The sequence below is a fragment of the Streptomyces sp. NPDC026301 genome (genome assembly GCF_055567935.1).
In genome coordinates, this window is record NZ_JBVHPN010000015.1 from 1 (window position 1) to 13,092 (window position 13,092).

At 71.4% G+C, this 13,092-nt stretch carries 11 protein-coding genes and 1 pseudogene; 4 read left to right on the plus strand and 8 right to left on the minus strand.

The window, feature by feature from the left end:
• Positions 1–225, plus strand: a pseudogene (locus tag ACZ4MH_RS25000) (DEAD/DEAH box helicase); the annotation flags it as partial.
• 144 nt (positions 226–369) lie between these two features.
• On the opposite strand, the gene ACZ4MH_RS25005 reads toward ACZ4MH_RS25000, so the two are convergent.
• Positions 370–744, minus strand: a complete 375-nt coding sequence (locus tag ACZ4MH_RS25005) for a hypothetical protein (RefSeq protein ID WP_351596605.1) — start codon at positions 742–744, stop codon at positions 370–372.
• Between the two features lie 641 nt (positions 745–1,385).
• On the opposite strand from ACZ4MH_RS25005, the gene ACZ4MH_RS25010 reads away from it, so the two are divergent.
• Positions 1,386–1,724, plus strand: a complete 339-nt coding sequence (locus ACZ4MH_RS25010) for a helix-turn-helix domain-containing protein (RefSeq protein ID WP_351596602.1) — start codon at positions 1,386–1,388, stop codon at positions 1,722–1,724.
• 1 nt (position 1,725) lies between these two features.
• On the opposite strand, the gene ACZ4MH_RS25015 is transcribed toward ACZ4MH_RS25010, so the two are convergent.
• On the minus strand, positions 1,726–2,829 hold the full coding sequence (locus tag ACZ4MH_RS25015) for an FAD-dependent oxidoreductase (protein ID WP_351596599.1): 1,104 nt from the start codon (positions 2,827–2,829) through the stop codon (positions 1,726–1,728).
• Positions 2,830–3,069: 240 nt separating this feature from the next.
• Entirely contained in the window at positions 3,070–3,342 is a 273-nt protein-coding gene (locus tag ACZ4MH_RS25020; protein WP_351596596.1) for a hypothetical protein, read from the minus strand.
• A 456-nt stretch (positions 3,343–3,798) separates the two neighbouring features.
• Here ACZ4MH_RS25020 and ACZ4MH_RS25025 point away from each other — a divergent pair, with 456 nt between their 5' ends.
• Both ACZ4MH_RS25025 and ACZ4MH_RS25030 read left to right on the plus strand, forming a co-directional pair.
• Positions 3,799–4,839, plus strand: a complete 1,041-nt coding sequence (locus ACZ4MH_RS25025; protein WP_467754707.1) for a fatty acid desaturase family protein — start codon at positions 3,799–3,801, stop codon at positions 4,837–4,839.
• A gap of 536 nt (positions 4,840–5,375) precedes the next feature.
• Positions 5,376–6,854, plus strand: a complete 1,479-nt coding sequence (locus ACZ4MH_RS25030) for a UDP-N-acetylmuramoyl-L-alanyl-D-glutamate--2,6-diaminopimelate ligase (RefSeq protein ID WP_351596611.1) — start codon at positions 5,376–5,378, stop codon at positions 6,852–6,854.
• 211 nt (positions 6,855–7,065) lie between these two features.
• Here ACZ4MH_RS25030 and ACZ4MH_RS25035 read toward each other — a convergent pair whose 3' ends face one another.
• The 5 genes from ACZ4MH_RS25035 to ACZ4MH_RS25055 all read right to left on the minus strand — a co-directional run bounded on the left by ACZ4MH_RS25035 (position 7,066) and on the right by ACZ4MH_RS25055 (position 13,012).
• On the minus strand, positions 7,066–7,290 hold the full coding sequence (locus ACZ4MH_RS25035) for a hypothetical protein (RefSeq protein WP_351596590.1): 225 nt from the start codon (positions 7,288–7,290) through the stop codon (positions 7,066–7,068).
• Positions 7,291–7,337: 47 nt separating this feature from the next.
• Positions 7,338–7,559, minus strand: coding sequence for a hypothetical protein (locus tag ACZ4MH_RS25040; protein ID WP_351596587.1), 222 nt, complete (start codon positions 7,557–7,559; stop codon positions 7,338–7,340).
• Between the two features lie 351 nt (positions 7,560–7,910).
• Complete coding sequence (locus tag ACZ4MH_RS25045) at positions 7,911–9,263, minus strand: class I SAM-dependent RNA methyltransferase (RefSeq protein WP_351596584.1); 1,353 nt, start codon at positions 9,261–9,263, stop codon at positions 7,911–7,913.
• Positions 9,264–9,393: 130 nt separating this feature from the next.
• Complete coding sequence (locus ACZ4MH_RS25050) at positions 9,394–11,445, minus strand: APC family permease (RefSeq protein WP_351596582.1); 2,052 nt, start codon at positions 11,443–11,445, stop codon at positions 9,394–9,396.
• 460 nt (positions 11,446–11,905) lie between these two features.
• Positions 11,906–13,012, minus strand: a complete 1,107-nt coding sequence (locus ACZ4MH_RS25055) for a PucR family transcriptional regulator (RefSeq protein ID WP_351596580.1) — start codon at positions 13,010–13,012, stop codon at positions 11,906–11,908.
• Between the last annotated feature and the right edge of the window lie 80 nt (positions 13,013–13,092).

Genomic DNA, 13,092 nt, shown 5'->3' on the forward strand with positions numbered 1-13,092 from the left:
ATCACCCAGGTCCGCTCCGGCGACCAGGAACTGACCCGCATCACCGGCGCCCAGGCCCCCTCCGGCATCCCGGTCACCATCCCCAAGCCCGCCGCGGACCGCCCCCGCACCGGCAGCCCCTCCTCCTCCCGCGGCCGCCGCAGCCGCAACGCCCAGAACCGGCGCACCGACCGCACCCGCCGCGCCCCCGGCCAGCGACAGTCCACCCCCGCCACGGCGGCCTAGGAGCTGCTCGGCGCCGCCACTCCCGGGTAGCGGAGACGGCGAGAGACGACACCGGAACAACGAGGAGGGCCCTGCCGGCACACGCCGGCAGGGCCCTCCTCTCGTATACCTCAGTGACGCGTACGTCTCAGTAACGCGTACTTCTCAGTGGTCGGAGTAGCTGAAGTCGCCCACGGTCCAGGCGCTCACGTCCTGGATCGCGACGCGGTACATCCCGCCCGTCTCCGGGATCCCGATGCTGCCCTGCAGGATGCGGGCGACATGGAAGTGCAGGTGCGTGGGGGCCGTGCCGCTGTCGGGACGGTTCTGCGCCCCGTCGGTGGTGAAGATGCCGGAGAACGGGCCCAGGCGCTCCGAGGCCGACAGGACCTCCGACACGCGCTGCCGCCACAGGGCTTCAGGGGCCAGTCGGCCGGTGATGACCGCGCTGCTGGTGACGACGGTCAGGGGCATCTGATTGGTCTGCTCGGACTCCACCATGGTGGCGATGTCGACGAGCAGCACGTCAGGGTTCGACATGAGAGCCGATTCTATTCAGCGGCTCGCGGCCGCCCGACCGGGCCCGCTCCCACAGGCGGCCGCTCCCGCGAGCCGGACATACGTCGTCGTCACGGGCCGCAGACTACCTCCGCCACAAGAACGCTGAAATCTATGCTCGCCGGAGTAGACATTGCCCCATCACATGGCTAAGGTTTCTCTCGTAGCCATCAGTCGAGCGAGACCCGGCAGAGACGAACTGGCGGGTAGCAGTACATGAGGTTCAGTAGCTGAAGTTCGCAGGACGGTGTGGCCGCGGAGTTCCGAAGCCGGGCGTTATGCAGGATGGCGACGGAGCTGGCAGCCGCACTGGGTGGCCCGCAGGCTGAGGGGCCACCAGCAGAAGATGCAGTAGTGATTCAGAGGAAGAACGGAGGAAGCAGACGCCATCAGGATCGCCCGGTCCGAGAAGGATTCGGCCCGGGTACCGCAAGACCCCGGAATGGAAGGTGGTCCCCGGTCACGCAGCCGCGATCCCCGCGCTCCCGCCCTTCTCGAGGGCCGAGTAGCGGAAACAGAAGGTCGGCGCAGCAGTAAGGCCGACAGATGGTGTTGAATTTCCTTCGGGGCCCTGGTGCCGTACGGCACCAGGGCCCCTCGACGCATTGGTTCAACGAGGTGAAATGACAGCAGATACCCCGCTCAGTGGTCGGCTGGACGACGACGACTACCCTGCGTACACGATGGGACGGGCCGCCGAGATGCTCGGCACCACTCCCGGTTTCCTCCGCGCCATCGGCGAGGCGCGCCTGATCACGCCCCTGCGCTCAAAAGGCGGACACCGCCGGTACTCCCGCTACCAGCTGCGGATCGCCGCCCGCGCCCGTGAACTGGTGGATCGGGGCACCCCGGTCGAGGCCGCGTGCCGCATCGTCATCCTCGAGGACCAGCTCGAAGAGGCCCAGCGCATCAACGCCGAGTACCGCCGCGCCGAAAGCGCATCGAACGACAACACGAACTGAACTACTCGTGCTCGGTGAACGCGGCGACCAGTACGTGGGCCGTGTTGTTGTCGGAGTCGGTCCCGTGGGCCTCGGCGCTGCGGGGGAACATGGCCTGCTCGTATGCGGTGAGCGCCGCCTCGATGTCGTCGGGGTGCGCGGCGAGGGCCTTGCCGAGTTCGGCGCCGTCGAGCATGGCCAGGTTGGCGCCTTCGCCGTTCGGGGCCGAGAGGTGGGCGGCGTCGCCGAGCAGGGTCACCCCCGGCACCCGGTCCCACCGGTGCCCGGCCGGCAGCTCGTAGAGCGGGCGCAGGACCGGTGCGATGTCGCCGTCGGTGATCAGCGCGGTGAGCTCGGGCGCCCAGCCGTCGAACTCCCGCGCGATCCGCGCGGCGGCAGCGGCGCCGTCGGTGAAGTCGATGGCGGCGAACCAGTCCTGCGGCTCGGACAGCCCCACGTAGGCGTGCAGGGTGTCGCCCCTCTCCCGGTGAGCGAAGATCTCCCTGCCCGGCGTGGGCACGATCATCGACCCGCCGCCGACCGTCTTCGCGGCGACCGGGTGCCGGGTGTCGGCCTCGAACAGGTAGGTCTCGACGACCGACTTGCCGGTGTACTCGGGTGTGGCGGTGGAGAGCAGCGGCCGGACCCGTGACCACGCGCCGTCCGCGCCGACCAGCAGGCCGGTGACGACGGTGCGGCCATCGGCGAACGTCACCTCGTGGCGCCCCTCGCCGAGGGTACGGGCGCTGCTGACCTTGTGCCCCCACTGGACGGTGCCGGCCGGGAGTGAGTCCAGCAGGATCTGCCGCAGCTCGCCGCGCTGCACCTCGGGGCGTCCCCCCGTGCCGTCGTCGGCCTTGTCGAACAGGACGGTCCCGTCCGGGTCGAGGACCCGCATCGCCTGGCGGCCCTCCAGGATGAGGCCACGGAACTCGTCCATCAAGTCGGCTGCTTCGAGGGCGAGTTGTCCGTTGTAGTCGTGGATGTCGAGCATCCCGCCCTGCGAACGCGCAGCCGGGGAGGGCTCCGCCTCGTAGACCGTGGCCGGTATTCCGTGGACGTGCAGGACGCGGGCGAGCGTCAGGCCGCCGAGCCCGGCGCCGATGATCGTGACGTCAGTGGTCATGGGGGCTTACTCCCTGGTCGGGACCGCTGGGCGGACGCCCGGCAGGTCACGCCGGGAGCGCCGTTCCAGTAAGTCGGGACGATGCGTTACTGGTGGCCGGTGCCGTTGATGACCGGCGCCCACCAGCTCCAATGTCCCTGCAGTCATCGGCAGATCACCGACAGATCACCGACCACGCCGACAACCGCCCGACATCGGCGCCACCCCCACAGCTGCGCCCGCGGTTGCCGGGTTTCCGGGTCAGGCGTGGTCGGCCCGGTGCCTGCGTTCGCGCTCGGCCAGCGGGAGGGGTGCCTCGTCCAGACCGCCGACCGATCCGCTCGCCATGCGTGCGCACGTCCCGCGGCAGGCGAGCAGCTGCCTGTCATCGCGGTAGGAAACCACCACCGCCTCCGGGGCCGACGCGCTCCGGTAGTCGGTGCCGCAGATGAGGCACGCCAGTCCGGAGAGCATCTCGGCGGTCGGTTCGGGGCGGCCGCGGCGGCGGCCGAAGATCGAGTCCTGTGAGTACATGCGTCCCGCATCCTCTTGCTCGGTGTGATCGGTTCAGGGCGTGCATGAGGCGCCGGAATGCCTTTCGGCACACCCGGGAACAAGGAAATCCGCTACCGCGGGGCGCGGAACGGGATACGGAAGACAGCGCGACGAGGTGAACCAAGGGGCATGGTGCGGCTCTTTTCCGGCCGGACAGGATACGCTCCGGCCTCTGCCGTTCCCCGAGGGCGACGCCGACACGGATGACGGCATACGAGGTGCGCTCGGTGCCGCAACCGTACTCCCCTCCGGAGCTCAAGGAACCGACCGGCGGATGGAGTTCACCGCCGGCCAGGGCCCCAAGGGCAGGCAGGCCGACCAGATCAGCGCGCTCTGAGGGCTCTCCCTTCCGAGGCAGCGCCCATGCACGCCGAAAGGAACACTGTGACCAGCGACATCGACGACCGGGGCACCGATCCCGCGGACCACGCCGAGATGACCCGACCACCGCCCGCCGGCCGGGGCAGCGACTACGCCGCCCTGTCCCGCGAGGTGAAGCGGAGCGGGCTGCTGAAGCGGCGCCCTGGCTACTACTCCGTCAAGGTCGGGACGAACCTGCTCCTGCTGGCCGCCGGATGGACCGCGTTCGTCCTGATCGGGCAGTCGTGGTGGCAGCTGCTGACCGCCGCCTTCCTCGCGGTGATGTTCACCCAGACCGCCTTCATCGGGCACGACGCCGGACACCACCAGATCGCCGCCTCCAAGCGCGTCAACAACCTGCTCGGGCGCGTGCACGCCGACCTGCTGATCGGCCTCAGCTACGGCTGGTGGCTGGCCAAGCACAACCGGCACCACTCCCACCCCAACCATGTCGACCGCGACCCCGACATCGCCGACGGTGCGATCGCCTTCACCGAGGACCACGCCCGCGTCCGCCGCGGCCCGTACGCCTGGCTGGCCCGCCACCAGGCGTGGCTGTTCTTCCCGATGCTGCTCCTGGAAGGACTGGCCCTGCACGTCGCCGGCGTACGAGCGCTGCTCGACCGCACCGGTACCGCGACCTCGCGGGCCGCCAAGCCGGCCGAGGCGGTACTGCTGACGGCGCATCTCGGTGGCTACCTCGCCGCCCTGTTCCTGGTCCTGTCCCCCGTCCAGGCCGTGTGCTTCCTCCTTGTGCACCAGGGGCTGTTCGGGCTGTACATGGGGTGCTCGTTCGCCCCGAACCACAAGGGCATGGCCCTCTTCGCCAAGGACGACAAGATCGATTTCCTGCGGCGGCAGGTACTGACGTCACGCAACATCCGTGGCCACCGGTTCACCGACTTCGCGCTCGGCGGGCTGAACTACCAGATCGAACACCACCTGTTCCCCTCCATGCCTCGGCCCACCCTGCGCCATGCCCAGGAACTCGTCCGCACGTTCTGCGTCCGGCACGGCATCGCCTACCACGAGACCGGGCTCTTCAGCTCCTACGCCCAGGTCCTGCGGCACCTCCACGCGGTCGGCGGCCCGCTGCGCCCCGAACTGGAATACTGATCGCCGGTCCGCTGCCGTAAGCCACCCTCGGCCCCACGCCCGCGGTGCGCCCGGGATGGACGGGTCCGCGGGCCGGCCGGCGCCCGTCCGGCGGGTGTGCGGCCGGAGGCGGGTCGGGCACGGCTCGGACGCACGTACACTCGGCCCATGGGTCGTACACGTGCCGTGAAGGGATGCCTGCAGCAGGCCAGACGTGCTGCGCTCCCCACGGCCGCGCGTAGCTCGGTCCGCACCCGGGCGACCGTCGCTGATGCCGAGGTGCCCGAGACCCGGCTCATCGCGTTGCACGGCCACGGCTAGCGGCGCTCCGCGCCCGCTCCCCAGGGCCCTTCCCCACCCTTCCCCTCGCTCGCCGGCCTGCCACGATCACGGCAGCTCCCGTTCTGCCGCTGCCGCGCCGAGCGTTCGCGTCCGGCTCCCGCCGGGCACGTACACCGCCCTGTGATCCACGTCATCACCGCAGCGCCCGGCGCACCGCCGGCGCTGTCGCCTTGCGCCGCCCGCACGACGGGCCGCGCATCCTCGAAGGGATCATTGTGAAGCTGAGCGAACTGCTGGCCGGGCAGGAGCACCACACGCTGCGCGGCGACGCCACCACGACGTGGATCACCGCGGGGGTGGCCTTCGACGCCGACCGGGTGGCACCCGGATCCCTGTACGTCGCCGTGCCCGGCCACCGGGCGGGCGGGCCGGAAGCCGCGGCACCGGCCCTCGCCCGGGGCGCGGCGGCGGTGCTCGTCGACGCCCGGTCACCGGCCCTTCCGGATGCGGTGTGGGCGTCGGGGCCGGGCGCCTGCGTCATACGGGTGCCGGACGCCCGGAAGGCGGCCGCGGTCGTCGCCTCCCGCTATTTCGGCGAGCCGGGACGGCGGATGGACGTGGTGGCCGTGACCGGCACCAACGGGAAGACGTCGGTGTCGTACATGGTCGAGTCGGCGCTGCGGCTCTCCGAGGGCGCGGCGGTGGGCGTCATCGGGACGGCCGGCAGCCGGATCGGCAACGAGCAGATCCCGATGCCCCCTTCGGTGCTGACCACGCCGGAGTCGCCCGACCTGCAGTACCTGCTGAGCCGTATGCGCGACCGCGGTGCGGGCAGTGTGGTGCTGGAGGCCACCTCGATGGGCCTGCTGACGCACCGGGTGGACCGGACGTTCATCGACGTCGGTGTCTTCACCAACCTGACGCAGGACCATCTGGACGATCACGGCACGATGGCCAACTACCGGGACGCGAAGCTGCGGCTGTTCCAGGGCTTGTGCCGGCAGGCGGTGGTCAATGCCGATGACCCCGTGGGGGCCGACATCGTGGCGATGATGCCCGACGCGGTCACGTACGCCCTGGACGCCGCGGCGGACTACCGGGCCACCCACCTCGACGTGGATGCCTCCGGCACCCGGTTCACGCTGCACCACGACGGCCGCAAGTATCCGGCGGCGATACCCGTCCCGGGCCGGTTCTCGGTCGCCAACGCCCTGGCCACCGTGGCGGCTTGCCACACCCTGGGACACGACCTGGGCGGACTCGTCGCCGCACTGGACCGGATGCCTCCCGTCCCCGGCCGCCTGGAGCGGTTCAGGACGCCGCACGGCGCGTCGGTGATCGTGGACTACGCGCACTCACCGGATTCCCTGCACAAGGTCCTGACCACCATCCGCGGCTTCGCCCGCGGGCGGGTCCTCACCGTCTTCGGCTGCGGCGGCGACCGGGACACCACCAAGCGGGCCGAGATGGGGCAGATCGCGGGCACCCATTCCGATCTGTGCGTCCTCACCTCGGACAACCCGCGCACGGAAGATCCCGAGGCGATCCTGGACCAGATCGCACCCGGCCTCACGGCCACCGGCACCCCTTTCGAGCGCCTCGCCGACCGCCGTCAGGCGATCGCCTTCGCGCTGTCCGCGGCGGACCCGGGCGACATCGTGCTGATCGCCGGGAAGGGCAGTGAGCCGCACCAGATAGTCGGTGAACGCCTGCTGCCCTTCAGCGATATGGCCACCGTGCGCGAACTCGCCTGAGCCGGGGCCGGAGCCCGGACGAGCCGGGCCGCAGAGCCCGGATCCCCGGCCGTGGGCGGCCTTACGCCGTCCCGCCGGCCGGGCGGGGACCGGTGCCCCGCCGAGCCGCCGGGTGACGTCGTCGGCCGCGCCGCCCGGCCGCGTGTACCGCCGGCCGCGCCCGGACCGATTCAGCTCACGGATGTGGGGTCCAGGGGCACATCAGCGCAGCTCATCGAGTCTGCGCGGAGGCCTGCGGGACCGGCTTGCGTTGAGCCGCTTCCATGTCCGAGAAGGATGCGTGCTCGTCCTCGAACAGGAGACTCTCGTCCTCCTCGAAGTCCGGAGCCTGGAAGGGGGCCGTCGTCGGAGGCAGCGAGGCCGGAGCGGCACGCCGGGGCGCCACTTCCGGAGCGGAGAACAGCGAGGTCAGGTCGATGAGAGGTCTCCCATTCATGGCAAGGACATAAGGGGTCCAACGTGCTGTGACCGGGCATAGCGGCTTTACAGCTTGCTCATTTTGGCGTACGGACTCATGATCCGTTGCTGCGCCGAAGTGAAGTCCACTAGCACCGCGATTCCGTCCTCGATGCCGATCACGTGGCCGAGGCCGTACACGTCATGTGTGACCCGGTCGCCCACGGCGAACTGCTTGAGAGGCAGCGTAGCCGGGGCCTTGAAGGGACTGGTAGGCAAATGCCGCTTCTGTGCGGATGGCTTTGTCATTGCCACCAGTATGCGCCTGACTCGCCGGGTCCATCGCGCTGCGAGCGGAACGCACCGAGCGCCGCGGGCCACAGCGAGGGCGCGGCCGGGGGCGGCACCGTGCCGGAATGATCTATTCCGGTGTCCTCGGCTCGGCTCGGCTCGCGCCGCCGACCGGAGGGTTCCAGGAAATCGACGGCCGCCGCGTACCGCCGTGGGAGTACGGGACGTGGCCGGGCCGGTCCGGCCGGCGTCGAGAAGATGGCACCGGATCGTGACCAAGTGCGGCAGCTGAAGCCGCGAGGTCGCGAGGGGGGCGGCCGGACGGGAACTGGAGTTCGCTGAGCCGGGGCCCAGGTCACGCGGCGCGGGTCAGCGCGCCTTCTCCGCCGGTACGAGGATCGCCACGCACTCCACGTGGTGCGTCATCGGGAACAGGTCGAAGGCCTGGAGGCGGCGGGGGACGTAGCCGGCGGCGGCGAAGTAGGCGAGGTCGCGGGCGAGGGCGGCCGGGTCGCAGGCCACGTAGGCGATGCGGCGGGGGGTGAGGGAGGCCAGGTGCTGGACCGTCTGCTTGCCGGCGCCGGCGCGGGGCGGGTCGAGGACGACGAGGTCGACGTCGCTGATGCCCGTGCGGGGCAGGATCTGGTCGACCTTGCCGTGCTCGATGCGGACGCGGTCGACGTCGGCGAGGTTGTGCCGGGCGTCCTCCACCGCGCGCTTGCCGGACTCGATGCCGAGGACGGCGCCCTTCTCGCCGACCCGGTCGGCCAGCGCGCCCGCGAAGAGGCCGACGCCGCAGTACAGGTCGAGGGCCATGTCGCCCTTCTTGGGCATCAGGCCGCGCATGACGGCCTCGACGAGGAGGTCGGCGGCCTGCGGGTGGACCTGCCAGAAGCCGCCGTTGCCGACGCGCCAGGTGCGCTCGGCGGCGCGTTCGCGGACGAAGGGGCGGCCGTGGACACGGTGCACGCCCTTGTCCTTCTCCCCCACGCGCATCACCGAGACCGGCTTGTCGAGCTCCACGATGGGCAGGCGGCCGCCGGGCTTCGGGGTGAGGATGACCTGGCGGTCGTGCGAGCCGGAGGCGGCGATGGCCTCGACGGTGGCGATCTGGGGCCACTCGCGCTTCTCGATGCCCAGCTCGGAGACTCCGGGGGCGGCGATCATGCAGTGGTCGATGGGCTGGACGTCGTGCGAGCGGTGCTTGCGGAGGCCTACGTGGCCCTCGGCGTCGATGGCGTACTGGACGCGGGTCCGCCAGGCCGGTACCTCGCCGGCGGGGACCTTGTCACCGGGTGCCGGCACGACCGTGCCGTCCCAGCCCGCCTCCTCGGGGGTCAGGCCCGCGAGGTGCTGCAGCTGCTCGGCGATGACCTCGCCCTTGAGCCGGCGCTGGGCGCCGGGCTTCGCGTGCTGCCAGTCGCAGCCGCCGCAGCGGCCGGGGCCGGAGAAGGGGCAGGGGGCCTCGACCCGGTCCTTGGAAGCCGAAAGGACCTCGACGGCGTCGGCACGGAGGAAGCGGGCGCCCTCCTCGCCATCGGTGACCTTGGCGATCACTCGCTCGCCGGGGAGGGCGTGGCGTACGAAGAGGACCTGGCCCTCGTCCGTACGGGCGACGCAGTGGCCGCCGTGGGCGACGGGGCCGACCTCGACCTCGTACTCCGCACCGACCAGGGACTTCCGCTCGGTGCCGGCCTTGGGGTTCTTCGCTTCTTCCGGCATGGCGAGTGAGCTCCAAAAAACGTGGGGTGGTGCGGCGGGACAACAGCCTTCAAGTCTACGTCCCACCGCACCACCCCACCGACCACCGGGGCGAGCCCCGGCCGGGGGTCCGGGGGTTGTCCCCCGGGAATTACCGCTTCGTGGCCGCCTTCTCCTTCTTCGGCGCGGCGACCGGGCCGCGGCGGACCGAGCCCGGCGCGTTCCACTCGGCGCGCTTGCGGGCGCGGACCTTGGCGGCCTCGGAGGAGTCCAGCTGCCAGGGGACGGAGGTGACCATGACGCCCGGGGTGAAGAGGAGCCGGCCCTTCAGGCGCAGCGCGGACTGGTTGTGGAGCAGGTGCTCGTACCAGTGGCCGACGACGTACTCCGGGATGAAGACGGAGACCGCGTCGCGCGGGCTCTCCTTGCGGAGCGACTTCACGTACTCGATGAAGGGGCGGGTGATCTCGCGGTACGGCGAGGCGAGGACCTTCAGGGGGACCTCGATGCCGCGGCGCTCCCACTCCTCGCGCAGCGCCTTGGTCTCGGCCTGGTCGACGTCCACGCTGACCGCTTCGAGGGAGTCGGAGCGCATCAGCTTGGCGTAGTTCAGGGCCCGCAGGGTCGGCTTGTGGACCTTGGAGACCAGGACGATGGAGTGCACGCGGGAGGGGCGGGCGACCTCGTCGTCGGGCGAGTCCGCGGCGGCGATCTCGTCGGCGACCCGGTCGTAGTGCTTACGGATCGCGGTCATCGTGACGTAGAAGATGACCATGCCGAGCAGCGCGACCCAGGCGCCGTGGCTGAACTTCGTCAGCAGGACGACGACCAGCACGAGCCCGGTGAAGGTGGCGCCGAAGGCGTTGATCGCGCGGGAGCGGTGCATCCGGCGGCGCTTGGCCTGGTCGTTCTCGCCGGCCAGGTGGCGGTTCCAGTGCCGGACCATGCCGATCTGGCTGAGCGTGAAGGAGACGAAGACGCCGACGATGTACAGCTGGATCAGCCGGGTGGAGTCGGCGCCGTAGATGTAGACGAGTATCACGGCGGCGCCGGCGAGCAGCACGATGCCGTTGGAGAACGCGAGGCGGTCACCGCGGGTGTGCAGCTGGCGCGGCAGGTAGCGGTCCTGCGCGAGGATCGAGCCGAGCAGCGGGAAGCCGTTGTACGCGGTGTTCGCGGCGAGGAAGAGGACCAGCGCGGTGGCGGCGGCCAGGATGACGAAGGGCGCCGTGCCGTCGCCGAAGACCGCGGCCGCGACCTGCGAGATGACCGGGTTCTGGGTGTAGCCGGCGCCGACCGGGTGGCCGTTGTGCAGCAGGTCGGTGGCCGGCTTCTCGGCCATCTTCACGCCGGTCGTCATGGCCAGCACGATGATGCCGCAGAACATGGTGACGGCCAGGCCGCCCATCAGCGCCAGGGTCGTGGCGGCGTTCTTGGACTTGGGCTTGCGGAAGGCGGGCACGCCGTTGGAGATCGCCTCGACGCCGGTGAGCGCCGCACAGCCGGAGGAGAACGCGCGCAGCAGGAGGAAGACCAGCGCGAAGCCGGCCAGGCCGCCCTGCTCGGCGTGGATGGTGTAGTCGGCGGTGGGGGCCTTCATGGTGTCGCCCATGACCAGGCCGCGGAAGGCGCCCCAGAGGATCATGAGGAAGACGCCGGCGACGAAGATGTACGTCGGAATGGCGAAGAGCTTGCCCGACTCCTTGACGCCGCGCAGGTTCATCACGGTGAGCAGCGCGATCATCGCGATGGCGCAGAACGTCTTGTGCTCGACCACGAAGGGGATCGCCGAGCCGAGGTTCTCCACTCCGGAGGAGATGGACACGGCGACGGTGAGGACGTAGTCGACCAACAGCGCACTGGCCACGGTCAGGCCGGCCTTGGGGCCGAGGTTGGTGTTGGCGACCTCGTAGTCGCCGCCGCCGCTCGGGTAGGCGTGCACGTTCTGCCGGTACGACGCCACGACCGTGAACATCAGCACGACGACCGCGACCGCGATCCAGGGGCTGAAGTGGTACGCCGACACGCCTGCCACGGACAGGACGAGCAGCACCTCCCCCGGCGCGTACGCCACGGAGGAGAGCGGGTCGGAGGCGAAGACGGGGAGTGCGATGCGCTTCGGGAGAAGGGTCTCTCCCAGCTTGTCGCTGCGCAGTGCGCGCCCGATCAAGATGCGTTTGGGCACGTCGGTCAGTTTGGACACGCAGAGGATGCTAAGCCTTCGTCAAGGCCGTCGCCCACCCGCCACCCATAGGGGCAAGGCACCTGCCGGGGGATGCCGCCCGACTGGTCCGCACGGCCGTCCGGGGGTGCCGCCGGGGGTACGGAATCCGTCGTTCCGCGGTATCGGGCGGCGGGACGCGGACCCGCTCCGCCTCGCCCGAACGGCGGAACTGCCTGCCCGGAGCGGGGTGTCCACACCCTCACCCCCGTCGAGGGTGGGGACAACCGATCCGCTGCGGGCGGCCCGGCGGGCGAGCAGACCCCTGATGCTGCGCCGCCCGCCGTGCACCCGCCGGTGCGCCCCGATGGTGGCATTCGCCACGGCCTCGGCACATTGCCGGTTCCCGGCAATCTTTACGCGATTTTGATGGCTCACCGACCGGCACTTGCCCCGCCGGACGGCCCGCAGAAGGCCGGTGCGGACCGGACGTCCGGGGGAACTACAGCGGCCGGTCCGGCCAGCCCAGCACGCGCGCGCCCATCGCCGCCGTCTCCAGGGTGTAGCGCTGCAGCCCGTCGGCCGGGTCGTAGCCGGTCAGCTCCTTGATGCGGGCCAGCCGGTAGGAGAGGGTGCGCACGCTGACCTGGAGCCGGCGGGCCGCCTCGGCGTTGACGTACGCCGTCGCCGCGCAGGCCCAGATCGTCTCCAGCAGCGGCCGCGCCCCGCCCCGCCCCTCGGTCAGCGGCCCCAGCACGCTGCGTACGAGGTCGGCCATGGCGGCCCGGTCGCGCAGCAGGACGGGGAAGACCAGCAGGTCGGCCGCGTGCAGCACGGGCTCGGTCAGCTCCAGCTGGGTCGCCAGCTCCAGCGCGCCCAGCGCCTCTTCGTACGAGGTGACCACGCCACCGGCGCCGGCGTGCGGCCGGCCGAGCGCGACCCGGTGCGCGCCGCGCCCGCCGGAGCCCGGGGAGCGGGCGTACTTCGCGAAGGCGTCCAGGGCGCCGTCCCGGCCGCCCGCCGCCACGCACACCAGCCGCCCGGCCTTGGTGGCGATCAGCACGTCGCGGTCGCCGAAGCGGGTCAGCAGCTCGCGCTCCACGCGCCGGGCCACCGGGTGCAGGTCGTCGAAGCGCTCCGGGCCCTCCGCGACGGCCACCGCGTGCTCCCCGGCCAGCCGCAGCCCGAAGCGCTCGGCGCGCTCGGCGAGCCGGCCCAGGTCGCTGCGCCCGTAAAGAAGGTCGTCGACGAATTCGCGGCGGGCCGCCTCCTCCTGCCGGACCGCGAGCCGCTGCGCGCGCTCGTGGCCCTCGCCGAGTGCGGCGACTGCCGCCTCGACGGCCGCGAGCAGCGCGTCGCCGGTACGGGCGCCCTCGGTGGCGCCCGCGGCCCGCGCCACACCGGGCAGCGAGCTCCACAGCCGACGGGTCTCCCCCAGGTAGCGGCCGACCAGCTCGCGCAGGCTCAGGCCCTCCTCGGCGGCCCGCTCCCCCAGCTCGCGCAGCACGTCCAGTTCCTCGCGGCGGAGCAGCCGCCCGGTCCGTGACACCTCCCCGAGGAGGCCGGCGTACTCGCCGAGGCTGTGCGGTTCCGCTGTGCCGCGCTCCACCTGTTGTGCTCCCTGCTCCTGCTCGTCCCGGCGCCCGTCGGGCCGGTTCCGGGGGCTTCGTTGCCGACTCCCGGACACCG